Origin of the sequence: Ornithinimicrobium carbonis, assembly GCF_050703245.1 — a bacterium.
Classification (GTDB): domain Bacteria; phylum Actinomycetota; class Actinomycetes; order Actinomycetales; family Dermatophilaceae; genus Ornithinicoccus.
Window position 1 is genome coordinate 3,070,418 of record NZ_CP192647.1, and the last position, 24,059, is coordinate 3,094,476.

Consider the following 24,059-nt stretch of genomic DNA (forward strand, 5'->3'; position numbering starts at 1 on the left):
CCCCGCCGTTCGTGAAAGGACCACCACCGTGGCCATCCTCCTGCACCGCCTCGGACGCTGGTGCGCCGACCGCCGGTGGCTCGTCGTCGCCGCGTGGAGCACCCTGCTGGCGCTCCTGGTCGCGGGCACCGTCCTGCTGTCCAAGCCGTTGACCAACGAGTTCTCGCTGCCCGGGGCCAGGTTCGCCCAGGTGCTGGAGACCCTGCAGCGGGAGATCCCCGAGGCGGCCGGCACCACCGGCACCGTCGTCCTGCGCAGCGACACCCCCTTCGACGACGAGCAGGAGGAGGCGATCGCCGACGCCGTCCAGGAGTGGGAGTCGGTCGAGGGCGTCTCCGCGGTCGACCCGGTGGCCGCCCAGGCCGAGCTGGAGGCAGGACGCACCCGGATCGAGCAGGCACGCGCCGAGCTGGAGCAGGGCCGCGCCGACCTGGACGCCGGGGAGCAGGAGCTGGCCGACGGCCGCGAGCAGCTGGAGCAGGGCCGCGACGAGCTGGCCGGGAGCAGCGCCCAGCTCGAGGAGGGACGGGCCGAGCTCGACGCCGGCGAGGCCGAGCTGGCACCCCCAGAGCCGAGCAGCTCGACGCCGCCCAGGCCGAGCTGGACGCCCAGCTGGCCGAGCTCGACGCCGGCGTGGCCGCCGGGATGGTGCCGCCGGCCGCCGAGCAGCAGGCCCGCGCCGAGATCGCCGCGGGTCAGGCCCAGCTGGATGCCGGCCGGGAGCAGCTGGAGGCCGGGCGGGCGCAGCTGGAGGCCTCGCGCGCCGAGCTGACCGCCGGCGAGGAGGCGATCGCCGCGGGCGAGGCCGAGCTCGAGGCTGCCGAGGAGGAGATCGCCCGCGGCGAGCAGGAGCTCGAGGACGGCCGGGCCGAGCTGGTCGAGGGCCAGGAGGCGCTGGCCGCCGGTGAGCGGGTCACCTCGCTCACCGAGGGCACCCTCCTGGTCAACGAGGACCGCACCGTCGCGATGTCCCAGGTCACGGTCGAGGACGCCTCCGGGACCCTCGCCCCCGAGACGCGCGAGGCGATCCTGGCGGTCTCCGACGACCTGGCCGCCGCGGACGTGCAGGTGGACTTCTCCAAGGAGCTCACCGACGACCTGTCCAGCCTGCTCGGACCGGGCGAGGTCATCGGCCTCGTCGTCGCCGCGGTCGTCCTGGTCGTCATGCTCGGCTCGCTGCTGGCCGCCGGGCTGCCGCTCCTCATGGCGCTCGTCGGGGTGGGCGTGGGCCTGGGCGCCGCGATGACGCTGACCCAGTGGATCTCGATGAACTCGGTCACCCCCGCGCTCGCGCTCATGCTCGGCCTGGCCGTCGGCATCGACTACTCGCTCTTCCTCATCAACCGGCACCGCCAGCAGCTGCGGCACGGGATGGGGGTGCGCGAGTCGCTCGCCCTGGCCGTGGGGACCTCGGGCAACGCGGTCACCTTCGCCGGGCTCACGGTCATCATCGCCCTGGCGGCGCTGACCATCACCGGCATCCCGTTCCTGGGGGTGATGGGGCTGGTGGCGGCCGGCACCGTGGCGGTCGCCGTCCTCGTGGCCCTCACGCTGACCCCCGCCCTGCTGTCCCTGCTCGGCCTGCGCGTGCTCCCCCGGCGCGAGCGGGAGGCCGTGGCCCGGGGCGACCTGGCCGTGGCCCGGGCCGAGGACGAGCGGGAGGCCGACGTCCGGCGCGGCTGGGCCGCGTGGGTGCAGCGCCACCCCTGGCTGGTGATCGTCGGTTCGCTGGCCCTCGTCGCCGGGCTGGGCTGGCCGGTCGGCCAGCTGCGCCTGGGCCTGCCCGACGGGTCGACCGAGCCGGCCGGCTCCACGGCGTACCGGACCTTCGACACGGTGCGCGAGGAGTTCGGGGCGGGGGCCAACGGCCCGCTCCTGGTCGTCGCCGAGCTGGACGCACCGGTCGCCGACGGCGAGACCGCGCTGCTGACCACCCAGGCTGACGTCGGTGAGCAGCTGGCGGCCGTCGACGGGGTCGTGCGGGTGCTGCCCGCCGGGGTGAGCGCGGACCGGGACACGCTCGCCTTCCAGGTGCAGCCCGAGGGCGGTCCTGCCGACGCCTCGACCGAGGCGCTCGTGGACCGGCTGGTGCCCGTGCTCGACGACCTGGGCCAGGAGATCGGCGCCGAGGTCGGCCTCACCGGGGCGACCGTGGCCAACATCGACATCTCCGGCCAGCTCGCGGACGCCCTGCCGCTCTACCTCGTCGTCGTCGTGGGGCTGTCGCTGATCCTGCTCCTGCTGGTCTTCCGCTCGGTCGTCATCCCGCTGCTGGCCACGGGCGGCTTCCTGCTCAGCCTCGTCGCCTCGTTCGGCGCCGTGGTCGCCGTCTACCAGCTGGGTCACCTCTCCGGCGTCTTCGGGGTCAACGAGCCGGGACCGGTCCTCAGCTTCCTGCCGACCCTGCTCATCGGGATCCTCTTCGGGCTGGCGATGGACTACCAGGTCTTCCTCGTCTCGGCGATGCGCGAGTCGCACGTGCACGGGGAGGAGGCCCGCCGGGCCGTGGTGACCGGCTTCAACCACAGCGCCCGGGTGGTGACGGCCGCGGCGATCATCATGATCTCGGTCTTCGGCGGGTTCGTCTGGGCGCACCTGGCGATGGTGCGGCCGATGGGGCTGGGGCTGGCGGTCGGCGTGCTCATCGACGCCTTCCTCGTCCGGATGACGCTCACCCCGGCGATCATGTCCCTGCTCGGGGAGAAGGCCTGGTGGCTCCCACGCTGGCTGGACCGCATCCTGCCGGACGTGGACGTGGAGGGCGCCCAGCTCGAGCGCGCGCTCGCCGGGCCGACCCAGGACGCGGCGACCTCCTCCGCTCAGGAGCCGGTGGCGACCCCCAGCCGCTGACCGGCGGCCTGCGCGAGCGCCCGGGCGCCGGCGCGGGCGGCCCGGTCGCCCTCGGTGACCTGGACCGCCAGCCGGCGCCCGTCGGAGCGCCAGACCACCAGGCCCGGGCCGGCGTCCACGACGTAGGACGTCCGGTCGGGCAGGGGCCGCAGGCCGATCCCGCCCCAGGCCATCGGGTCCAGGTCGAGGACCTCCACCCCCACCACGTCGCCGGCGGGCACCCGCAGCAGCCGAGCGGGCAGCACGCCCGAGCGCACCTGGAGGCCGTCCTCGTCGACCCGGAGGGTGACCCGGGACCAGGCCAGGGCCAGCCCGCCGCCGGCGAGGCCGAACAGCAGGACCCCCAGGGTCAGGAGCACCCCCTCGCCCAGCAGCAGCACGACGACGGCCGTGAGGCTGAACACCGCCAGCAGGACCAGTCCCTGGACCCGCAGGGTGCCCGAGGTGACGTCGCTCGTCCACACCGGCACGGGGGCGACGGCCCGCCCCCGCAGCGCCTGCACGCGGGCCCGTTCCGGCACCCGCCGCAGCAGCTGGTCCCGGGGCAGCGCGCGCGACCCGTGCAGCCGGTGGCCCACCCACCCGGCGAGGACCGCGGCCACCCCCACGACCGTCCACCGCAGACCCGGCGCCACCGCCCCCAGCAGCGGCACGGCATACCCGCCCCAGCCCAGGGCCGAGGCCGCAGCCAACCCCCACCGGCCCCAGCCCGCGGGCACCACCCTGCTCAGCAGCGCCACCCCCGCCGCGGCGAGCGCGGCCATCACGGTGGCGGTCAGCCCGGTCTGCAGGAGCCCGACGTCGACGGCCGCGCCGCCGCCCCGGGCCGTCCAGGGCAGGGTCAGCAGCAGCAGGGCCAGCGGGAGCATGGCCCACAGGCCGGCCAGGACGCGGCGCACGGGGTTCCTCTCGGGCGGGGGCGGGACCGCTCCAGGGTATGCGGCCGCGCACCCGGTCACGGAACCGTCACCCGCCCGCCGACCAGGGTTCACCGCGGCGTCGCCGGCGTGGCCATCGGGGCGGCCTAGCGTCGCCGACGACCGGGGCCGCAGGGTCCCGGGACGCCACCGCCGACGAAGGACGAGAACGTGACCGCTCCGACGACCCGCCGCTCCCTGCTGCCCCTGCTGAGCTTCTCCGAGCACCTCACCAACCGCAGCGCCGCGACCTGCCGCTACCGGTGCGGAGACCAGTGCTCCCAGCCGGTGCCCAACACCTCCGCCAACGCCTACTTCGGCGACGTCGTCGCCGCTTCGGTCTCGCGCCGGGCCGTGCTGCAGGGCGGTGCCGGTGCCGCCGTCGTGACCAGCCTCGCCTGGGGCACCGCCGAGAACGCCAACGCCGCTCCCGGCGGGGGCCGGGGCCGGAAGAACCTCGCCGGGTTCGAGCCGATCGCGCCGACGCCCGCCCACGTCGACGAGCTCGTCGTCCCCGAGGGCTACACCTGGTCGCCGGTCGTCTCCTGGGGCGACCCCGTCGAGCCGGGCGCCCCCAAGTTCGACGCCTCCCACCAGACCGTGGAGGCGCAGATGAAGCAGGCGGGCTACAACGCCGACTACCTCGCCCTGCGGCGCGGCGGCGCCGGGAACGACGCCGCCGACAAGGCCCTCATCGTCTTCAACAACGAGTACACGAACCCCGAAGCGATGTTCCCCGGCTTCGACGGCGTCCTGACCGCGGAGCAGGCGCGGATCGAGATGGCGGCGCACGGCATGACGATCGTCGAGGTCGAGCGCCGCAACTCCTTCTCGCCGTGGGTCTACGACAGGCACGGCGCCCGCAACCGGCGGATCCACACGTGGACCGAGTTCGCGGTCGACGGTCCGGCCGCCGGCCACGAGGCGCTGCGGACCGCCGCCGACCCGACCGGGACGGTCGTCCTCGGCACCCTCAACAACTGCGCCGGTGGCGAGACCCCGTGGGGCACGAGCCTGTCCGGCGAGGAGAACTTCAACCAGTACTTCAACGCCACCGGCGCGGACGACGGTGACGGCCGGCTGGCGCGCTACGGCATCACCTCGGGCGGGCGCGGCTGGGAGCAGGCCGAGCCCCGCTTCCTGGTCGCCGGGGAGCCGAACGAGGTGAACCGGTTCGGCTGGATCGTCGAGGTCGACCCGGACGACCCCGCGTCGACGCCGGTCAAGCACACCGCCCTGGGCCGCTTCAAGCACGAGGGCGGCACCGTGCGGCTGGCCGCCGACGGTCGGGCCGTCGTCTACATGGGTGACGACGAGCGGTTCGACTACGTCTACAAGTTCGTGTCGAAGGACCGCTACCGCGAGGGCGACAGGCGGCACAACATGACGCTGCTGTCCGAGGGCGACCTCTACGTCTCCCGCTACACCGGCGACGGGCTCGGCGACGGCGAGTTCGACGGCTCGGGGCAGTGGCTCCCGCTCGTGGAGGGTGGCGCCTCGACGGTCCCCGGCATGACGGTGGCCGAGGTGCTCCTGTGGACCCGGACGGCCGCCGACCAGGTCGACGCCACCAAGATGGACCGTCCCGAGGACGTCGAGCCCAACCCGCACACCGGCCGCGTCTACGCCGCGATGACGAACAACACCCGCCGTGCCCCGTCGCAGATCGACGAGGCCAACCCGCGGGCCAACAACAAGTTCGGGCACGTCATCGAGATGACCGAGGCCGGGGACGACGCCGCGGCGCTCACCTTCGGCTGGCGCATCGTCCTCATCGCCGGGCGGCCGGAGGACCCGGGCAGCTGGTTCGACGGCTTCGACAAGAGCCTGGTCAGCCCGATCAGCTGCCCGGACAACGTGGCCTTCGACAGCCAGGCGGACCACCTGTGGATCTCCACCGACGGCGCCCCGGGCACCATCGGCACCTGCGACGGCATGTTCCTTCTGCCGACCGCCGGACCGGAGAAGGGGCGGGTCCAGCAGTTCCTCTCGGTGCCCGCCGGCGCCGAGTGCTGCGGCCCGGTCGTCTCCTGGGACGACCGCTCCGTGCTGGTGTGCGTGCAGCACCCGGGTGAGGGTGGCCTGCCCAGCAGCTACCCCTACCTGGGCGACCCCGTGCCGCGGCCGGGCGTGGCGCACGTCCACCGCGTGCAGCGGGGCAGGGGCCGGGCGGGCCGCTGACCGGTGTCGCGGGTCCGGCACCGACCGCCTGTCGGCCCCGGACCCGCGACCCGCTGGTCTAGGTTGGAGGCGCCATGACGACGACCTCCGCCAGCAGCGACCCCGAGGACACCCTCGGTCTGGTCGTGCACACCGTCCGGCAGATCGCGCCGCCGCCGACGTGGGCGACGTCCGCCACGCCATGAGGACGGCGCTGGCGGGGGCGCGGCACCTGACCGGTGCGCGGGCCGCCGTGCTCACGGTCGAGGACGAGGAGCACCCCGGCTGGGTGGCGCAGGTGCTCACCGACGGCGTCGCCCCCGACGACCCGGTCGTGGAGTCGCTCACCGCCTCGGCCCCCCACGACGGTCCCGAGGCGGTCCTGCACGCGCCGGTGGTCGTGGGTGGCCTGCGCTACGGGTCGCTGCACGTGGTCGGGGTCCCCCCGACCGCCGGGCGCGCGGCCCCCAGCTGCCTGCGCCTGGTGGCCACGGTGCTGGGGCTGCGGCTGGGCAAGGAGCGCCAGCGCCAGGTGGCCGGTCTCTACGAGGCGGTGGCCGGCTCCCTGTGGGCGATCGACCGCACGATCGTGGAGCAGGTGGACCTGGAGGTCACCCTGCCGCTGCTGACCGACCGCGCTCGCGAGCTCACGGGCGCGCGCGCCGTGGCCCTGGTCGGGACGCGTCCGGACGGGGAGCTGCGCGTGCTGGCGGCCTCCGGCCCGGAGGCCGGGGCGGCCCTGGCCGAGCTGGGGCCGGACCTGCGCGAGGTGATGGCCGACGGGTCGCCGCACCACTGGACCACGACCCGCGACCCGGTCTCGCTCGCGGCGACCGCCACCCCGCGCACCTCCGCCGCCGGTCCTGACCCCACGGAGCGCAGCAGCACCAGCCTCGTCCCGCTGGACACCCGGGCCGGTCTGCCCGTGGTGCTCGTGGCCCACCGGTGGGCACCGGCCCCGGGCGTCTCGGCCCAGCAGGTGCGGGACGTCATCAGCGCGCTGGCCCTGCACGCCACCCTGGTCCTGGACCGGGAGCACGGTGAGCGCGACCACGACCTCGTCACCCTGCTGCAGGACCGCGACCGGATCGCGCGCGACCTGCACGACCTCGTCATCCAGCGGCTCTTCGCCGTGGGCCTGACCCTGCAGGGCTCGGCCCGGCACAGCCCGGACGCGGAGATCGTCGAGCGGCTCGACGGGGCGGTGGCCGAGCTGGACCAGACGATCCGGGACATCCGGGCCACGATCTTCGAGCTGCGCCACCACCCGGGGGCGGGCAGCTTCCGGGCCGACCTGCGTCAGCTCGTGGAGTCCTACGCCTCGACCCTCGGCTTCGCCCCGGTCGTGCACCTGCGCGGCCCGCTCGACACCGTGGCCGACGAGGAGGTGCACACCCAGGTGCTGATGGTCGTGCGCGAGGCGCTGTCCAACGTGGCCCGGCACGCGCGGGCCACCTCGGTCGTGGTCACCGCCGAGGTCCTCGACGACCCCTCCGGCCTGCGGCTGGTCGTGCGCGACGACGGGGTGGGCATCGGGTCGGACGTGGCCGAGTCGGGGCTGGGCAACGTCCGCGCGCGGGCGCGGGAGCGCGACGGTGCCGTGCGGCTGCGCCGGGTGGAGCCGCACGGCACCGAGCTGACCTGGTCGGTCCCCCTGTAGTCCTCAGACGACGGCGACCGCGCAGGTCGCGTCCTCCACGACCGCGCACGCCCGCGGGCCGCGGGGCAGCACGAGCAGCTCGGCGCGCCGTCCCAGGTCGAGCAGGGTGGAGACGGGGTGCCGGTCGGTCACCAGGGTGCGCAGCTCCACCGAGGGGTATGCCGCGCGCCACGGTTCCAGCAGCCGCTCGAGCCGGCGCGCCGCCAGGCGGGCGTGCTCGTCCCACACCTGCGCGATCGAGCGGCCCTCCGCGGCGGCCGAGGAGGGCACCGCCCAGTGCAGCACGGCCAGCAGGGGACGGCGCTCGCGTGCCGCCCTGGAGGCCGCCAGGGTCAGGACCTCCTCCGGTCCCACGGCCCGGTGCTGCGGGAGCGGCCCCGATCCCGTGCCGGCCCAGCCGGCGTCCGGTGAGACGTCGACGACGACGGGGGCGTCGGCCGCAGGCCGGCCCCCCTCCGCCGGGACGACGACCGTGACCGGGCCGTCCTCGTGCACGAGGCGGCGGGCCGTGGAGCCCAGGCTCAGCCCGTCGAAGCCGCCGGCACCCCTCCGGCCGACGACCAGGACCCCGGCCCGCGCCGCCTCCCGCAGGGCGGGGGCCGCCGGCCCCTCGCCGCGGTGCGTGGTCGGGGTCGGTCCGACCCCGGACGCGGAGGCCTCCGCGGTCGCCCAGGCGACCGCGGAGGCGGCGGAGGCCGACCCGTCCACGCCCACCAGCACCGGACCCAGGGCCCGGACCGTGGCGCTCACGACCCGACCGCCGATCTCAGCGCAGGAAGCGCGAGGGAGAGACCCGGGCCCACCACTCGCCCAGACCCAGGAAGGACCAGGACGCCGGGACCGTGGCGATCACGACCATGACCAGCACACCGCTCAGGTGGTCATCCAGCACCGGGTTGTTCACCATCGGCAACGCCGCCAGGTACATGAACAGGTACATGAACGCACCCGCCACCGCACCCACCCGGGGCACCAGCACCCAGCATCAACGTCACACCGATACCCAGCAGACCCGCCATGAACAGCACGTCCCACACCGCACCACCGGCCATCGCGTTGAACACCCCCGCGAACGGACCCTCCACCCCCGAGAGGTACCCCGTCGTCGGCGACCCACCGTTGACCACCGCCCGCTCCGCCGGCGTGGCAAAACCCAGCCCGAACAGCTTGTCCAGGAACGCCCACAAGAACGTGAACCCGAACGCGATCCGCAGCACACCCAACGCATACCCACCCGCCATGGGCAGGTAGTGCTTCTCACCCACCAGACCATCCAGGTGGGGGTCGACCCTGATCTCGCTACGAGCAGTCATGACAGCCAGCTCCTTCTCTCATCGTGTTCCGCTTGGCTGACACCACCCTCCCAAGAACACGACCCCCCGTAGTAGAGGCACAGGTCCACACCCGGACAGGACCAAGGTCCCCACCCCCACCACCCACACGGACCCCACCCCACCCGCCGGCACCGCCCCGGGGGCCTGGCCCCCGAGGGAGACCTACTTGTCGAAGAGCTTGGCGCCCAGCACGGCCGCCTGCGTGCGCCGCTCCAGGCCGAGCTTGGCCAGGACGTTGGTGACGTAGTTCTTGACCGTCTTCTCGGCCAGGTACATCGTCGAGGCGATCTGACGGTTCGTCATGCCCTCGGCGATCAGCTCCAGGATCCGTCGCTCCTGGTCGGTCAGCAGGGCCAGCTTGTCGGCCTGCGGGTCTCCGCGGCGCAGCCGGTCCATGACCTTGGTCACCAGCGAGGGGTCGATGAGGGAGCGCCCCGACGCCACGCTGCGGATCCCCTCGATGAGGTCGGTGCCGGCGATCTGCTTGAGGACGTAGCCGTCGGCGCCGGCCATGATCGCGGCGAAGAGCGCCTCGTCGTCGTCGTAGCTGGTGAGGATGAGCCCGCGGATCGCGGGATCTGCGGCGCGCACGTCCCGGCAGACCTCCACCCCCGATCCGTCCGGCAGCCGGCCGTCCAGGACGGCCACGTCGGGAGCCAGCTCGACGATCTCCCGCACCGCCGTCACGGCGGACCCGGACTCCCCCACGATGAGCAGGTCGGGCTCGGCGGAGAGCAGGTCGTGCAGCCCGCGACGCACGAGCTCGTGGTCGTCGAGGAGGTAGATGCGGATCTGCCGTCCCTCGTCCCTGCCGCCGACCGCGGGGTCCTGGGTGTCCATGTCGCTGAGGTCCTTCCGGGTCGTGGGCGGCCGCGTGCCGGGCCGCCGCGGACGGTCGCTCAGACGGACCGCTCGGCCACGCCGTCCACCAACGACCGTAGTGCCTCGACGGCCGGACCGTCGCCCATCCCGTCCAGGAGCGCCCGCGCCTCGTCGGCCAGCCGGCGGGTGTGCCGCCGCGCCTCCTCCATGGCCGGGTGGGCGCGCAGGAGCCGCAGCGCCTCCTCCAGCTCGGCCGCACCCTCGACGGGGCGCCTGGTCAGCTCCACGAGGCGGGCGTCCGCGGGGTCGGCGAGGTGCGCACGTACAGCACCGGGAGCGTGGCCTTGCCCTCCCGCAGGTCGGCGCCGGCCGGCTTGCCCGAGGTGTCCGAGGAGACGTCGAGCAGGTCGTCGGCCAGCTGGAAGACCACGCCCAGCTTCTCGCCGAACGCGGTCAGGGCCTCCACGGTCCGGGGCTCGCACCCGCCGAACATCGCCCCGTACCGGGCCGCCGTGGCGATGAGGGCACCGGTCTTGTCGGCGAGGATCTGCAGGTATGCCGCGACCGCCCCGTCGTCGTCGGCGTCCCCGGCCAGCACCGCCGCCTCGGCCCCGAGGGCCGCCTGCCGGTCGTCGCGGATCTGCCCGGCGCACAGCCGCACGAAGGTGTCCGCCTGGATGCGCACGGCCTCGGCGCCCAGGCCCGCCACGACGCTGGACGCCGTGCCGAAGAGCAGGTCCCCGACGAGGATGGCGGTCGCGTTGCCGTAGCGGGCGTTCGCGCTGGTCACCCCGCGGCGCAGGTCCGCCTCGTCCATGACGTCGTCGTGGTAGAGCGAGGCCAGGTGGGTCAGCTCGACCCCGACGGCCGCGTCGACCACCTGCTCGTTCCACCCCTGCCCGACCTCGCTGGCCAGCACGGTCAGGAGGGGACGGAAGCGCTTGCCGCCGGCGGCGACCAGGTGGCCGGAGGCCTCGGCGATGAAGGGGTCCTCGTGGTCGACGACCTCGGCCAGCCGGGAGGCGACCGCTCCCATGGCGTCCACGACCCGCGCCTGGAGCGCCTCGTCGATCCCCGGGACGGTGGGGACGACGGACGCTCCGGCGCTGGTGCCGACCGTCACCGCAGGAAGGTGGCGGTGCTCTGCGCCAGGTCGAGCAGCGGGGACGGCATGACGCCCAGGCCCAGGGTCACCACGAGACCGGTGACGATGGCCGTGGTGGTCAGCAGCGAGGGGTTGATCACGCTCGTGTCGCCGCTCTCCTCGTCACCGAGCCACATCACCACGACGAGCTTGAAGTAGATGTAGTACGGTCACCGCGCTGGCCAGGACACCCACGACGGCCAGCCAGGCCCATCCCTGGCTGATCGCGGCGGAGAACACCGCGAACTTGCCGGTGAAGCCGGACGTCAGCGGGATGCCGGTGAAGGCCAGCATGAGGAAGGTGAACGCGGCGGCCAGCCACGGGGCCCGTCGGCCGAGCCCGGCCCACTGGCCGACCTGGGAGGCCTCCGTGCCCGAGGAGCGCACCAGCGCGACGATGGCGAAGGCGGGGATCGTCATGAACCCGTAGGTCGCCAGGTAGAAGATCGTGCTGGAGATGCCGGCCTGGTCCATCGAGACGAGCCCGACGAGGATGAAGCCCGCGTGCGCCACCGAGGAGTAGGCCAGGATCCGCTTGACGTCGGTCTGCACGATGGCCATGAGCGCACCCACGACCATCGAGAGGGTGGCCACGGCCGCGATGATCGGCTGCCACTCGGTCCGGACGCCCTCCACGGCCACGTAGAACACCCGCAGCATCGCGCCGAAGGCGGCGACCTTGGTGCAGGCGGCCATGAAGCCGGTCACCGGGGTCGGAGCGCCCTGGTAGACGTCCGGGGTCCAGGCGTGGAACGGGACGGCGCCCACCTTGAACAGCAGGCCGACGGCCACGAGCAGGACGCCGGGGACCAGCAGTCCGTCCATCCCGACGTTGCTCGAGATCGCCAGGGCGATCTGGTCGAAGCGCATCGACCCGGCGTAGCCGTAGATGAGGACGGCGCCGAAGAGGAAGAAGGCCGAGCTGAAGGACCCCAGCAGGAAGTACTTCAGCGAGGCCTCCTGGGACAGCAGGCGGCGCCGGCGGGCCAGGCCCGCGAGGATGTAGAGCGGCAGCGAGAGCACCTCGAGCGCGATGAACAGGAGCAGCAGGTCGTTCGCGGCGACGAAGAGCATCATCCCGCCGACCGACATCAGCGTGAGCGGGAAGACCTCGGTGGTGGTGGCGCCGAGGCGGGCGGCCTGCGACTCCTCCGGGGACCCGGGGACCAGCGACCCCGCCTGGGTGAAGGTGTCGGGCTGCTGCCCGCCGAGCCGCTCGGCCATGACCATCAGGCCCAGCAGCGAGAGCACGAGGATGATCCCCTGCAGCAGCAGGGCCGGCCCGTCGAGGACGAGCACGGCGTCCGCGGTGCGGCCCTGGCGGTCCGGACCGAGCACGACGAGGGCCACGAAGGCCAGCACGAGCGTGGCCACGGAGAGGGGGACCTGCACGGCATACCGGCTCCCCCGGCCCGCGAAACCCTCCACGAGCACGCCGACGAGACCACCGACGAAGACGATGATCAGCGGAAGCAGGGCGATCCAGTCGATGTCGGGCGCGACGAAGACGTCGGTCATCAGCGGCCACTCCCCTCAGCGTTGGCGGTGTCGACGGCCGGCTCGGGGTCGCTCGTCCCCGCGTGCTGGAGCGTCTGCTCCACCGCGGGCTCGAGGACGTCCAGCACCGGCTGGGGGTAGAACCCCAGGATGAGGAACGCGGCGATGATCGGGGCGACGACGAACTTCTCGCGTCCGGTCATGTCCGGCACGTCGGCCAGCTGCGGCCGGGGGCCGGTGGCCACCTTCTGGTACATGACCAGGATGTAGACCGCGGCGAGGATCACGCCGAGGGCGGAGGCGAAGCCGAGCCACGGGTGCCGTTGGAACAGGCCGATGATGACCATGAACTCGCTGACGAAGGAGTTCAGGCCGGGCAGGGCCAGGCCGGAGAGGCCCGCCACGAGCAACGACCCGGCGATGAGCGGCGTGACGCGCTGCCAGCCGCCGAAGTCGCGCAGGTCGCGCGACCCGCGGCGCACGACGAGCATCCCGGCCACGAGGAAGAGCCCCGCGGTCGTGAACCCGTGGTTGACCATGTAGAGGGTCGCGCCGGTGCCGCCCACCGTGGTGAAGGCGAAGATGCCCAGGACGATGAAGCCGAAGTGGCTCACCGAGGTGTAGGCGATCAGGCGCATGATGTCGGTGGAGCCGATGGCCAGGAAGGCGCCGACGAACATGGACACCAGGGCCAGGGCCAGGATGAGGGGGGTCGCCCACTGGGTGGCCTCGGGGAACATCGTGACGACGAAACGGATCATGCCGTAGGTGCCGACCTTGTCGAGCACGCCGACCAGCAGCACCGAGGTCGCGGGACGGGCCTGCTCGGCCGCCAGCGGCAGCCAGGTGTGCACCGGCCACATCGGCGCCTTGATCGCGAAGGCGATGAAGAAGCCGACGAAGAGCCAGCGGCCCGCGGCCACGGACAGGTCCAGGCCGGTGAGGTTGGTGACGAGGAAGCCCTCCGGTCCGCGGGGACCGGCGAGGTAGACGCCGATGACCGCGACGAGCATCACCAGGCCGCCGACGAGGGAGTAGAGCAGGAAGGTCGTGGCGGCCTTCCAGCGCCGGGCCCCGCCGAACATCCCGATGAGGAAGAACACCGGGATGAGCATCGCCTCGAAGAAGACGTAGAAGAGGAACACGTCGATCGCGGCGAAGACGCCGACCATCATCGAGGCCAGGGCCAGCATGAGGGCGAAGTAGGTGTGCTGGCGGCGGTCCACGGCCGGCACGTCGTCCCAGGCGGCGACGATGCAGATCGGCACCAGGACCAGGCCCAGCAGGATCATCGTCAACGAGATGCCGTCGATGCCCAGGGCGTAGGAGACGCCGAACTGCGGGATCCAGGAGTAGGTCTCGGTCAGCTGGAACGCCTCGTCGGAGCCCGTGCGGAACTGCGTGGTCATCGCCACGCCGACCGCCAGGGTCAGCAGCGAGAAGCCGAGCGCGACCGGGCGCACCGCGGTGCTGGCCCGGGGCAGCAGGGCCACCACGAGCGCGCCGAGCAGCGGAAGCACCAGCAGGGTGGTCAACCAGGGAAAGTTCATCACTGCATCACCCACACGGCACCGAGGATGGCGACGACGCCGATCAGCATCGTCAGGGCATAGGAGCGGACGAACCCGTTCTGGGTCCTCCGCAGGACCGAGGCCAGCCCGGTCAGTCCGGCGGTGGTCCCCCGCCCGTGAGGCCGGCCTCGACCAGGTCGCGGTCGGTCTCGACGACCGTCGTGGACAGGGTCCGGGTCGGACCGACGAAGAAGGTGTCGTTGACGTCGTCCTGGTAGAGGTCGCGGCGGGCCGCCCGGGTCAGGGCGGAGCCGTGCGGGGCCGTCTGCGGGACGTCGCCGGCGACGTACATCTTCCAGGCCAGCCCGGCGCCGAGCACCATGAGGACGAACACCGAGATCTGGATCGCCAGCAGCGGGATCAGCGGCTCCCCGTGCTCGACCGTGCCGAACACCGGGTCCAGCCAGCCGGTGAGGATGCCCGTCGGGTAGAGGGCGGCGCCCAGGACCAGCGACCCGACGGCGAGGACCATCATCGGCACGGTCATCGTCAGCGGAGCCTCGTGCGGGTGCACGTCCTCGGTCCAGCGGGCCTTGCCGTGGAAGGTCATGAAGAACAGGCGGGACATGTAGAAGGCGGTGATCCCCGCGCCGAGCAGCGCGACCAGGCCGAAGACCCAGCCCTGCCAGCCCGGGGCGGTGAAGGCCGACTCGATGATGTGGTCCTTGGAGAACCAGCCGGCGGTGAACGGGAAGCCGATGATCGCCAACCAGCCCGCGCCGAAGGTCAGCCAGGTGATCTTCACCTTCGTGCTCAGCGCTCCGAAGCGGCGCATGTCGACCTGGTCGTTCATCGCGTGCATGACCGAGCCGGCGCCCAGGAACATCCCGGCCTTGAAGAAGCCGTGGGTCAGCAGGTGGAAGATGGCGTAGACGTAGCCGATCGGGCCCAGGCCCACGGCGAGCATCATGTAGCCGATCTGGGACATCGTCGAGGCTGCGAGCGCCTTCTTGATGTCGTCCTTGGCCGAGCCGACGATCGCCCCGTAGATCAGCGTGATCGCGCCGACGACGGCCACGACCAGGCGGGCGTCGGGCGTGAGGTCGTAGATCGCCTGCGAGCGGGCCACGAGGTAGACGCCCGCGGTGACCATGGTCGCCGCGTGGATGAGCGCCGACACCGGGGTGGGACCGGCCATCGCGTCGCCCAGCCAGCTCTGCAGCGGGAACTGGGCCGACTTGCCGGTGGCCCCCAGCAGCAGCGCCAGCCCGATGAGGGTGAGCACGGTGCCGCTGGCGCCGGAGGCGTTGGCGTGCACCGTCGCGTAGTCGAGCGCGCCGAACGTGGCGAGCATGAGCGCCATCGCGGTGATCAGGCCGAAGTCGCCGATCCGGTTGACGATGAACGCCTTGTTGGCCGCCGCCGCGTAGGCGGGGTTGGAGTTCCAGAACCCGATGAGCAGGTAGGAGGCCAGTCCGACGCCCTCCCAGCCGACGAACAGCAGCATGTAGGAGTCCGCCAGCACCAGCAGCAGCATCGCCGCCACGAAGAGGTTGAGGTAGGCGAAGAACCGGCGCTTGTCGGGGTCGTGCTCCATGTACCCCAGGGAGTACACGTGGATGAGGGAGCCCACGAAGGTGATGAGCATGACGAAGGCCATCGACAGCGGGTCCATGAGCAGGCCGGCGGTGAGCGAGAGCTCCCCCGCTGCGACCCACTCCCACAGCGGCAGCTGCAGCGCCCGCTCCTCGGGGGCCAGACCCAGCATCTGCACGATCACCAGGACGCCGACGGCGAAGGAGGACCAGGACAGCACGGTGGCCAGCAGCGGGCCCCACCGGTCGGTGGCACGGCCGCCGAGCAGCAGCAGGGCCGCACCGAGCAGGGGCAGCGCGACCATCAGCCACCCGACCTGGGCCACGCCGCCGTCGACGGCGGAGTAGGTCCCGGTGTTGGTGCCGACGTCGGCGGCCGCAGGGGCGACGCTGAGCAGCGTCGTTTCGAGCAAGGACACGTCAGCTCGCTCCTTACAGCTTCAAGAGGTTGGCGTCGTCGACCGAGGCCGACCGGCGCGCACGGAAGATGGCCATGATGATCGCCAGCCCGACGACGACCTCGGCGGCGGCGACCACCATGACGAACAGGGCGTAGACCTGCCCGTCGAGGGTGCCGTGCATGCGCGAGAAGGTCACCAGCGCCAGGTTGCAGGCGTTGAGCATCAGCTCGATGCCCATGAAGACGATGATCGTGTTGCGCCGGACGAGCACCGTGACGGCGCCGAGCGTGAACAGGACCACCGACAGGTAGATGTAGGCCTCGAGCCCCATCAGCGCTCACCCTCCCCGGGGCTGGTTCCCGACCCGGTCGTGGACCCGGTCGTCGGTCCGTGCGTGCGGGCCCCCGCCGCCACCTCACCGGTGGCGGTCTGCGTCGGCTGCGCCGCACCCTGGTGCCCGGCGTCCGCCGGGGGGGTGCCGTCGGCCACCTCGGGCTCGTGCTCGACCGTGGTCTCCCGCGGGTCCTGCAGGCGGTAGGCGGACGGCGAGCCCACCTGGCCGCGGGCGACCAGCACCCGGGGCACCGACGCCTCCACGGGGGTGCCGTCGGGCGCCAGCGCCGGGGTGTCCGCGGCGTTGTGCCGGGCGTAGACGCCCGGGTTGGGCTTGCCGGCGAGCCAGCGGCCCGAGCGCATCTTCGCCTCGCTCCACTCCCGCTGGGTGCGGCGGGGCGTGAGGCGCTCGCGGTGCGCCATCACCATCGCGCCCATGACCGCGATGACGAGCAGGGCGCCGAGCACCTCGAAGGAGAGCACCTGCCGCTCGAAGATCTCGCGGGCCAGGCCGGTGACCGGCCCCTCCGCCTGCACCTGGGACAGACCAACGGCCTGCGGCCAGGCGACCCGGCTCAGCCCGAAGACGGCCACCGCGGCGAACAGCGCGCCGAGGAGGAAGGCCCAGAACCGCTGGCCGCGCAGGGTCTCCACCATCGAGTCGGAGGCGTCCACCCCCACGGTCATGACGACGAAGAGGAAGAGCATCATCACCGCGCCGGAGTAGACGAAGATCTGGATGATCCCGACGAACTCGGCGTCCTGGGTGATGTAGAGGATCCCCAGGCCGACCATCGCCATGGCCATCGCCATCGCGGCGTGCACGGCCCGGCGTGAGAAGAGCAGCCCTAGGGCGCCCACGACCGTCACGACGGCGATCACCCAGAAGACGAGGGTCTCGCCCCCGCCCATGACCTCGGCCCCGGGGGTGGGGGTCATCGGGCCACCTCCTCGTGGCTCGGGTCGCCCGGCTCCGGCTCGGTCCGGGCCTCACGGTCGGCGACGTGGTCCTTCTGCGCCTGGGTGGGCCCGGTGACCCGACCCCGGTAGTAGTCGCGCTCCTCCATGCCCTCGGCCATCGGGAACGGCGGCGTGAGCATGTCGGGGCGCAGCGGGGCCAGCAGCTGGTGCTTCTCGTAGATGAGGGGACGACGGCTGGCGTCGGTCATCTCGTACTCGTTCGTCATCGTCAGGGCCCGGGTCGGGCACGCCTCGATGCACAGGCCGCAGAAGATGCAGCGCAGGTAGTTGATCTGGTAGACGCGGCCGTAGCGCTCGCCCGGGGAGAACCGGGCCTCGTCGATGTTGTCCGCGCCCTCGACGTAGATCGCGTCGGCGGGGCAGGCCCAGGCGCACAGCTCGCAGCCCACGCACTTCTCCAGCCCGTCGGGGTGACGGTTGAGCTGGTGACGCCCGTGGAACCGCTTGGCGGTCGGACGCCTCTCCTCGGGGTACTCCTGGGTGGGGACCTTCTTGAACTGCTGGGCGAAGGTCACCCCGAACCCGGCGACCGGGGCGAAGAGCTGTCCGAGCAGGCCGGACTCCTCCTTGCCGCCGGTCGGGTCGCTGGCCCGTCGGGCCGGGGCGTCGGCCTGGGCGCGACGGGTCGGGGAGGTCTCCTCCGTCCCGCGGGTGGTCGGATCGGTCGGGTCAGCCACGGCGGTCCTCCGGGGTCGGGTCGGTCTCGGCGCTGGGGCGGGTCGTGGTCACCGGCGGGGCGGCGGCGACGGCGCGCCGGGGCTCCACCAGCTTCTGGCCCGGCAGCGGGGGCACCGGGTAGCCGTCGGCGAAGGGGTCCACCTCGGTCGGCACCTCCATCCGCTCCTCGCGCTCGGCGGTCCGGCGCTGGGTGTAGTGGTCCCAGACCAGGATCCCGGCGACGACGAACACGCCGATGATGATGAGGGTCAGCACGAGCGGCCACACGCCGTCACCGAAGTAGCCCTCCTGGGCGGCGCGGATCATCATCACCGCGATCACCCAGACCAGGGACAGCGGGATGAGGATCTTCCATCCCAGCTTCATGAACTGGTCGTAGCGCACCCGGGGCAGGGTGCCGCGCAGCCAGACGTAGAACCAGATGAAGACCCACATCTTGAGGGTGAACCACAGCAGCCCCCACCACCCCTGGTCGAACATGCCGTCGGCGACGAGGTTGATCGGCCAGGGCGCGTGCCAGCCCCCCAGGAACAGGGTGGTGGCCAGGCCGGAGACGGTGAACATGTTGATGTACTCACCGAGGAAGAACATGCCGAACTTCATCGAGGAGTACTCGGTGTGGAACCCGCCGCCCAGCTCACCCTCGCCCTCGGCCAGGTCGAACGGCAACCGGTTGGTCTCGCCGACCATGGTGATGACGTAGACGACGAAGCTGAAGAACAGCGGCACGACGTACCACATCGGCAGTCCGAGCACGGTGGTCTGCGCCTGGGCGTCCACGATCTGGCTGGTCGACATCGACCCGGCGTAGAGGAAGACGGCGACCAGCGACAGGCCCATGGCGATCTCGTAGGAGACCACCTGCGCGGTGGAGCGCAGCCCGCCCAGCAGGGGGTAGGTCGAGCCCGAGGACCAGCCGGCCAGCACGAAGCCGTAGGCCGCCACACCCGCGACGGCCAGCACCAGCAGGACCGCGACCGGGGTGTCGGTCAGCTGCAGCGGGGTCGTGTGCCCGAACATCCGCACGTCGCCGCCGAGCGGGATGATCGCGAAGGCGACGAAGGCCAGGCTCGCGACCAGCAGCGGGGCGGCGAAGAACATCAGGCGGTCCGCGTTCTTGGGAGTCACGTCCTCCTTGAGGAAGAGCTTGATCCCGTCCGCGGCGGTCTGCGGATGCCGAGCGGGCCGAGCCTGTTGGGGCCCGGGCGCTGCTGCATCCGGCCGACCACGCGGCGCTCGAACCAGATGACGACGACGACCGAGATCATCAGGTAGACGAACAGCAGCGCCGCCTTGACGAACGACAGCCACAGCGGGGTGTCGCTGAAGTCGGCCGACGGCAGGTCCTCGGTCACCAGCGGCATCGCCGCCGGCACCTGGGCCAGCGCCAGCAGGTCGGGGTATGCCGCAAGCATGCTCATGCCTTCCCTCGCTGGTTCTGCGGGGTGGCCGCGGGCGCGGCCGTGATCCGCACGACGGCACCGGCGTCGACCCCGAGGGTCGCCCGCACCGCGGAGCCGGCGGAGTTGGTCGGGACCCAGACGACCCCGTCGTGCATGGCGGTCACCACCACGGGCAGGACGATCTCGCCCCGGTCGGTGGACACCGCGAGCAGCTCGCCGTCGCCGGCCCCGGCCGCGGCGGCGGTGGCCGCCGAGACCCGTGCGACGGGACGCGGTGCGGTGCCGGCCAGGAACGGCTCGCCGTCCTGCAGCGCGCCGGCGTCGAGCAGGTGGTGCCAGGTCGCGAGCACGGCCTCACCCTGCCCCGGGGCGGCCGGGCCGGCCGGGGAGACCTGCGGGGCCGGCGACGAGCCGCTGCCGGTGCCCAGGGCCGTGAGCTCCTGCCGGACGGCGGAGACCGTCCCGGTGCCCAGCCGCACGCCCATGGCGTCGGCGAGACGGTCCAGGATGACGTGGTCGGAGGAGGAGGCCGAGTCGAGGGCCTGCTCGAACGGCCGGAGCCGCCCCTCCCAGGTGGCGTAGGCGCCGGACTTCTCCTGCTGCGGGGCGACGGGCAGGATGACGTCGGCGTACTCGTGCACGGTGCTCTCCCGCACCTCCAGGGACACCACGAAGGTGTTCGCCAGGGCGCGACGGGCCAGCTCGGGGTCGGGCAGGTCCTCCACCTCGACCCCGCCGACGACCAGCGCCGACAGCTCGCCACGGGCGGCGGCGGCCAGGATCTCTGCGGTGTCCCGGCCGGCCCCGGCCGGGACCGGGCGACCGGCGGCCCAGACCGCGGCCACGTCCTCCCGCGCCGACGCGTCGGTGACCGGGCGGCCACCGGGCAGCAGGTTGGGCATCGCCCCGACCTCCACGGCCCCCCGCTCCCCCGCGCGGCGGGGCACCCAGGCCAGCGCGGTCCCGGTGAGCTCGGCCAGCGCGGCGGCCGCGGACAGCGCACCGGGCACGGTCGCCATCCGCTCGCCCACCAGGATCACCGAGCCGCTGCCCAGGGAGTCGGAGGCGGCGTGGTACTCGTTCACCGGGCCGCCGTCGACGTCGACCGGGACGGCCGTGCCATCGACGGGGTCCCCACCCTGGCGACGCCGGCCGGCCAGGGCGCCGAGGACCTCGGCCTCGGTGCCCGGCGCGGAGGCCAGCAGCGTGCCGTCCACCTTCGTCAGGCCCCGGGTGGCGAACGGGGCGACCGCGTAGACCTGGGTCTGTGTTCCGCCGGACCGCCTTGCGCAGCCGCAGGAAGACGATCGGGCTCTCCTCCTCCGGCTCCAGGCCGACGAGGAGGACGGAGGAGGCGTGCTCCAGGGTCTCGTAGCTCACGTCCCGACGGCCGACCACGCTGGCGGCCAGGAAGTCGGCCTCCTCGGCGCTGTGCGGCCGGGCACGGTGGTCGACGTCGTTGGTGCCGAGGGCCACCCGGGCGAACTTGCTCCAGGCATAGGCGTCCTCGACGCTGGCCCGGCCACCCACGAGCAGCCCCACGCCACCGGCGTCCCGGGCCGCCGAGAGGCCGCGGGCGGCCGCCTCGTACGCGGCGCGCCAGGGGGCGACGGCATACTCCCCGTCCTGGCCGCGGACCACGGGGTCGCGCAGGCGGTCGGGCAGGGTGGGATAGGTGAAGGCCCAGCGGCCCTTGTCGCAGTTCCACTCCTCGTTGACCTGCGGGTCGTTCAGCGCCATCCGGCGCAGCACGGTGCCTCGGCGGTGGTCGGTGCGGATCGAGCAGCCCGACGCGCAGTGCTCGCACACGCTGGGCGTGGACACCAGGTCGAAGGGCCGCGACCGGAAGCGGTAGGCCGCGCCCGTGAGCGCGCCGACGGGGCAGATCTGGACCGTGTTGCCCGAGAAGTAGCTCTCGAACGGCTTCTCCTCGTAGATCCCCACCTGCTGCAGCGCCCCCCGCTCGATGAGGGCGATGAACGGGTCCCCGGCGATCTGGTCGGAGAAGCGGGTGCAGCGCGCGCACAGGATGCAGCGCTCGCGGTCCAGGAGGACCTGGGAGGAGATGTTGATCGGCTTGGGGAAGGTGCGCTTGATGTCGTCGAAGCGCGAGGTCGGCCGACCGTTGGACATGGCCTGGTTCTGCAGGGGGCACTCGCCGCCCTTGTCGCAGACCGGGCAGTCCAGCGGGTGGTTGATGAGCAGCATCTCCATGATGCCGTGCTGCGCCTTGTCGGCGACCGGGCTGGTGTGGTGGGTGTTGACGACCATGCCCTCGGAGACCGTCATGGTGCACGAGGCCTGCGGCTTGGGCATCGCCTTGACGTTGCCCTCGCGGTCCGGCGTCGCCACGTCGACGAGGCACTGGCGGCACGCGCCGACCGGGTCCAGGAGCGGGTGGTCGCAGAAGCGTGGGATCTGGATCCCGATCTCCTCGGCGGCGCGGATGACCAGCGTGCCCTCCGGGACGCTGACCGGGACGTCGTCGATGGTCAGGGTGACCTGGGGGACCTCGGGCTCGGTCGGTGGCTCGGCGTTGCCCCCGTCGGTCACCGCGTTGCCGCCGGCGGCAGGAGAGGTGTTGACACTCATGCGGGCTGCGTCTCCTTCGCGAACAGCGTCGAGCGCTCGGGCGGGAACAGCTCGTGCCAGGGGGTGTGCATGCCGGCCTCGAACTCCTCCCGGAAGTACTGGATGGCCGAGGTGATCGGGCTCGTGGCTCCGTCACCGAGGGCGCAGAACGCCCGGCCCAGGATGTTGTCGCAGATGTCGTCGAGCTTCTCGATGTCGCCGGGCAGACCCTGGCCCGCCTCGAGGCGCATCATGATCTGCTTGAGCCAGAAGGTGCCCTCCCGGCAGGGGGTGCACTTGCCGCAGGACTCGTGGGCGTAGAAGTCGGTCCACCGCGAGACGGCGCGCACCACCGAGGTGGTCTCGTCGAAGATCTGCAGCGCCCGGGTCCCCAGCATCGATCCCTCGGCGGCCACCGACTCGAAGTCCAGCGGGACGTCGAGGTGGGCGTCGGTGAAGATCGGCGTCGAGGACCCGCCGGGGGTCCAGAACTTGAGCCGGTGGCCCTCGCGGACCCCGCCGGCCATCTCGAGCAGCTCGCGCAGGGTGATGCCCAGCGGCGCCTCGTACTGACCGGGACGGGTGACGTGCCCGGACAGGCTGAAGATGCCGAAGCCCTTGGACTTCTCGGTGCCCATGTCGGAGAACCAGTCGGCCCCGTGGAGGACGATCGGGGGGATGGAGGCGATGCTCTCGACGTTGTTGACCACGGTGGGGCGGGCGTACAGGCCCGCGACCGCGGGGAACGGGGGCTTGAGGCGGGGCTGGCCGCGCCGCCCCTCCAGGGAGTCCAGCAGGGCCGTCTCCTCGCCGCAGATGTAGGCGCCCGCACCGGCGTGGACGGTGATGTCCAGGTCGAAGCCGGAGCCGAGGATGTCCTTGCCGAGGTAGCCCCGGTCGTAGGCCTCCTCGACCGCGCGCAGGAGGCGGCGGTAGACGTGCACGACCTCGCCCCGCACGTAGATGAAGGCGTGGTCGCAGCCGATGGCGTAGCTGGTGATGATCATGCCCTCGATGAGGAACTGCGGGGCGGCCATCATCAGCGGGACGTCCTTGCAGGTGCCCGGCTCGGACTCGTCGGCGTTGACCACCAGGTAGCGGGGTCCGCCGTCCGGCGGGGGCAGGAAGCCCCACTTCATCCCGGTGGGGAAGCCCGCTCCGCCGCGCCCTCGCAGGCCGGAGTCCTTGGCCGCCTGGACCAGGTCCTCGGCGGGCGCCTCCAGGGCGCGGCGCAGGGCCTGGTAGCCCTCGTTGGCCTCGTAGGTGTCCATGGTCCAGGACCGGGGGTCGTCCCAGAACCTGGTCAGGATCGGGGTCAGCTGCGTGCTCACTGGCCGTCCTCCTTCTCCCCGGCCGGCGTGCCGTCGCCGACCTCGGCGTCGCCCGGCTTCTCGTCGGGCTCGTTGGTGGGGGCGTTCACCGAGTCGTGCCGCCCGGCGGCCAGACCGCCCTGCCGGCCCTCGGCCGTGGCGTCGGTGTCGGTGTCGCCCTCGTCCTGCTGGGCCACCGGGGCGGTCCAGCCGTGCTCCTCGGCCACGCGCAGCCCCTCCAGGGAGGGGCCTCCGGCGCCGGGACCCTCGTCCGCGAGCCCGTCGGGGAAGCCGGCCAGCACGCGGGAGACCTGCTTGAACGTGCAGACCCTCGACGCGCCCCGGGTGGGGGTGACCTGCTCGCCCGCACGCAGCCGGTCGACCAGCTCCTTGGTGGAGGCCGGCGTCTGCTGGTCGAAGAACTCCCAGTTGACCATGACGACGGGCGCGTAGTCGCAGGCGGCGTTGCACTCCACCCGCTCGAGGGTGACCCGACCGTCCTCGGTCGTCTCGTCGTGGCCGATCCCCAGGTGCTCGCTGACCTCGTCGAAGATCTGGTCGCCGCCCATGATGGCGCACAGGGTGTTGGTGCACACCCCGACGGTGTACTCGCCGTTGGGGTGGCGCTTGTACTGGGTGTAGAACGTGGCCACCCCGCTGACCTCGGCGGTGGTCAGCTCCAGCTGCTCGGCGCAGAACTGGACCCCCCGGCCGGTGATGTAGCCGTCCACGGACTGCACCAGGTGCAGCAGCGGCAGCAGTGCCGAGCGCTTCTGCGGGTAGCGCACCACGATCTCGGCGGCGTCCGCCCGCAGCTGCGCGAGGACCTCCTCGGCGTACGGCTCCTCCGAGGCGTGCAACGGGGTGTGGTGGTGCAGCCCCGACCCGGGGT

General features: G+C 72.7%; 19 protein-coding genes and 3 pseudogenes. 4 read left to right on the top strand and 18 right to left on the bottom strand.

What is annotated here, in order from left to right:
- Nucleotides 1-28 precede the first annotated feature (28 nt).
- Together ACQ95T_RS15450 and ACQ95T_RS15455 are read left to right on the top strand one after the other, a co-directional pair.
- Nucleotides 29-772: a hypothetical protein gene (locus ACQ95T_RS15450; protein ID WP_431473064.1), complete on the top strand. Its 744-nt coding sequence runs from the start codon at nt 29-31 to the stop codon at nt 770-772.
- The gene (locus tag ACQ95T_RS15455; RefSeq protein WP_431473842.1) at nt 685-2,850 is read left to right on the top strand and encodes an MMPL family transporter; all 2,166 of its coding nucleotides are present in this window, start codon (nt 685-687) and stop codon (nt 2,848-2,850) included. Before ACQ95T_RS15450 ends, ACQ95T_RS15455 begins: the two co-directional genes overlap by 88 nt.
- On the opposite strand, the gene ACQ95T_RS15460 is transcribed toward ACQ95T_RS15455, so the two are convergent.
- Nucleotides 2,820-3,749, bottom strand: a complete 930-nt coding sequence (locus ACQ95T_RS15460; protein WP_425944187.1) for a hypothetical protein — start codon at nt 3,747-3,749, stop codon at nt 2,820-2,822. The genes ACQ95T_RS15455 and ACQ95T_RS15460 overlap by 31 nt on opposite strands.
- Before the next feature lie 189 nt (nt 3,750-3,938).
- On the opposite strand from ACQ95T_RS15460, the gene ACQ95T_RS15465 reads away from it, so the two are divergent.
- A complete protein-coding gene (locus ACQ95T_RS15465; protein WP_425944189.1) occupies nt 3,939-5,948 on the top strand; it encodes a PhoX family protein in 2,010 nt (669 codons plus the stop codon).
- Nucleotides 5,949-6,129: 181 nt separating this feature from the next.
- A complete protein-coding gene (locus tag ACQ95T_RS15470) occupies nt 6,130-7,587 on the top strand; it encodes a sensor histidine kinase (RefSeq protein WP_431473065.1) in 1,458 nt (485 codons plus the stop codon).
- Nucleotides 7,588-7,590: 3 nt separating this feature from the next.
- Here the strand turns inward: ACQ95T_RS15470 and ACQ95T_RS15475 are convergent, their stop codons facing one another.
- The 17 genes and pseudogenes from ACQ95T_RS15475 to nuoE all read right to left on the bottom strand — a co-directional run bounded on the left by ACQ95T_RS15475 (nt 7,591) and on the right by nuoE (nt 24,027).
- Complete coding sequence (locus ACQ95T_RS15475) at nt 7,591-8,337, bottom strand: universal stress protein (protein WP_431473066.1); 747 nt, start codon at nt 8,335-8,337, stop codon at nt 7,591-7,593.
- Between the two features lie 16 nt (nt 8,338-8,353).
- Entirely contained in the window at nt 8,354-8,479 is a 126-nt protein-coding gene (locus ACQ95T_RS15480; RefSeq protein ID WP_431473067.1) for a hypothetical protein, read from the bottom strand.
- Entirely contained in the window at nt 8,469-8,900 is a 432-nt protein-coding gene (locus tag ACQ95T_RS15485) for a hypothetical protein (RefSeq protein WP_431473068.1), read from the bottom strand. The genes ACQ95T_RS15480 and ACQ95T_RS15485 overlap by 11 nt, the downstream gene beginning before the upstream one ends.
- 183 nt (nt 8,901-9,083) lie before the next feature.
- On the bottom strand, nt 9,084-9,761 hold the full coding sequence (locus tag ACQ95T_RS15490; protein ID WP_425943119.1) for a response regulator: 678 nt from the start codon (nt 9,759-9,761) through the stop codon (nt 9,084-9,086).
- Nucleotides 9,762-9,820: 59 nt separating this feature from the next.
- Nucleotides 9,821-10,030 (bottom strand): hypothetical protein, encoded by a 210-nt coding sequence (locus ACQ95T_RS15495; RefSeq protein ID WP_431473069.1) that lies wholly within the window; start codon nt 10,028-10,030, stop codon nt 9,821-9,823.
- Nucleotides 10,021-10,866 carry a polyprenyl synthetase family protein gene (locus ACQ95T_RS15500; protein ID WP_431473070.1) on the bottom strand — a complete coding sequence of 282 codons (846 nt, stop codon included), beginning with the start codon at nt 10,864-10,866 and terminating at the stop codon, nt 10,021-10,023. The genes ACQ95T_RS15495 and ACQ95T_RS15500 overlap by 10 nt, the downstream gene beginning before the upstream one ends.
- Nucleotides 10,863-11,027, bottom strand: coding sequence for a hypothetical protein (locus ACQ95T_RS15505; protein WP_431473071.1), 165 nt, complete (start codon nt 11,025-11,027; stop codon nt 10,863-10,865). Before ACQ95T_RS15505 ends, ACQ95T_RS15500 begins: the two co-directional genes overlap by 4 nt.
- Nucleotides 11,011-12,405, bottom strand: a complete 1,395-nt coding sequence (nuoN, locus tag ACQ95T_RS15510; RefSeq protein WP_431473072.1) for an NADH-quinone oxidoreductase subunit NuoN — start codon at nt 12,403-12,405, stop codon at nt 11,011-11,013. The genes ACQ95T_RS15505 and nuoN overlap by 17 nt, the downstream gene beginning before the upstream one ends.
- On the bottom strand, nt 12,405-13,934 hold the full coding sequence (locus ACQ95T_RS15515; protein ID WP_425943122.1) for an NADH-quinone oxidoreductase subunit M: 1,530 nt from the start codon (nt 13,932-13,934) through the stop codon (nt 12,405-12,407). Before ACQ95T_RS15515 ends, nuoN begins: the two co-directional genes overlap by 1 nt.
- A pseudogene (gene nuoL, locus ACQ95T_RS15520) lies at nt 13,934-15,795 on the bottom strand (NADH-quinone oxidoreductase subunit L). The gene ACQ95T_RS15515 and the pseudogene nuoL overlap by 1 nt, the downstream one beginning before the upstream one ends.
- 127 nt (nt 15,796-15,922) lie before the next feature.
- Complete coding sequence (gene nuoK, locus ACQ95T_RS15525; protein ID WP_425943123.1) at nt 15,923-16,222, bottom strand: NADH-quinone oxidoreductase subunit NuoK; 300 nt, start codon at nt 16,220-16,222, stop codon at nt 15,923-15,925.
- A complete protein-coding gene (locus ACQ95T_RS15530; RefSeq protein WP_425943124.1) occupies nt 16,222-17,163 on the bottom strand; it encodes an NADH-quinone oxidoreductase subunit J in 942 nt (313 codons plus the stop codon). The genes nuoK and ACQ95T_RS15530 overlap by 1 nt, the downstream gene beginning before the upstream one ends.
- Nucleotides 17,160-17,882: an NADH-quinone oxidoreductase subunit NuoI gene (gene nuoI / locus ACQ95T_RS15535; protein WP_425943125.1), complete on the bottom strand. Its 723-nt coding sequence runs from the start codon at nt 17,880-17,882 to the stop codon at nt 17,160-17,162. The genes ACQ95T_RS15530 and nuoI overlap by 4 nt, the downstream gene beginning before the upstream one ends.
- A pseudogene (gene nuoH, locus ACQ95T_RS15540) lies at nt 17,875-19,304 on the bottom strand (NADH-quinone oxidoreductase subunit NuoH). Before nuoH ends, nuoI begins: the two are co-directional and overlap by 8 nt.
- Nucleotides 19,301-21,878: pseudogene (locus ACQ95T_RS15545) on the bottom strand (NADH-quinone oxidoreductase subunit G). The pseudogenes nuoH and ACQ95T_RS15545 overlap by 4 nt, the downstream one beginning before the upstream one ends.
- Nucleotides 21,875-23,188, bottom strand: coding sequence for an NADH-quinone oxidoreductase subunit NuoF (gene nuoF / locus ACQ95T_RS15550; protein WP_425943128.1), 1,314 nt, complete (start codon nt 23,186-23,188; stop codon nt 21,875-21,877). The pseudogene ACQ95T_RS15545 and the gene nuoF overlap by 4 nt, the downstream one beginning before the upstream one ends.
- Nucleotides 23,185-24,027: an NADH-quinone oxidoreductase subunit NuoE gene (gene nuoE, locus ACQ95T_RS15555; RefSeq protein WP_431473073.1), complete on the bottom strand. Its 843-nt coding sequence runs from the start codon at nt 24,025-24,027 to the stop codon at nt 23,185-23,187. Before nuoE ends, nuoF begins: the two co-directional genes overlap by 4 nt.
- Between the last annotated feature and the right edge of the window lie 32 nt (nt 24,028-24,059).

Bases quoted from the DNA above. Each gene is read 5' to 3' on its own strand.
- ACQ95T_RS15490 (WP_425943119.1), bottom strand. From the start codon at position 9,761: ATGGACACCCAGGACCCCGCGGTCGGCGGCAGGGACGAGGGACGGCAG.
- nuoN (WP_431473072.1), bottom strand. From the start codon at position 12,405: ATGACCGACGTCTTCGTCGCGCCCGACATCGACTGGATCGCCCTGCTT.
- ACQ95T_RS15515 (WP_425943122.1), bottom strand. From the start codon at position 13,934: ATGAACTTTCCCTGGTTGACCACCCTGCTGGTGCTTCCGCTGCTCGGC.
- ACQ95T_RS15485 (WP_431473068.1), bottom strand. From the start codon at position 8,900: ATGACTGCTCGTAGCGAGATCAGGGTCGACCCCCACCTGGATGGTCTG.
- ACQ95T_RS15470 (WP_431473065.1), top strand. From the start codon at position 6,130: ATGAGGACGGCGCTGGCGGGGGCGCGGCACCTGACCGGTGCGCGGGCC.
- nuoK (WP_425943123.1), bottom strand. From the start codon at position 16,222: ATGGGGCTCGAGGCCTACATCTACCTGTCGGTGGTCCTGTTCACGCTC.
- ACQ95T_RS15530 (WP_425943124.1), bottom strand. From the start codon at position 17,163: ATGACCCCCACCCCCGGGGCCGAGGTCATGGGCGGGGGCGAGACCCTC.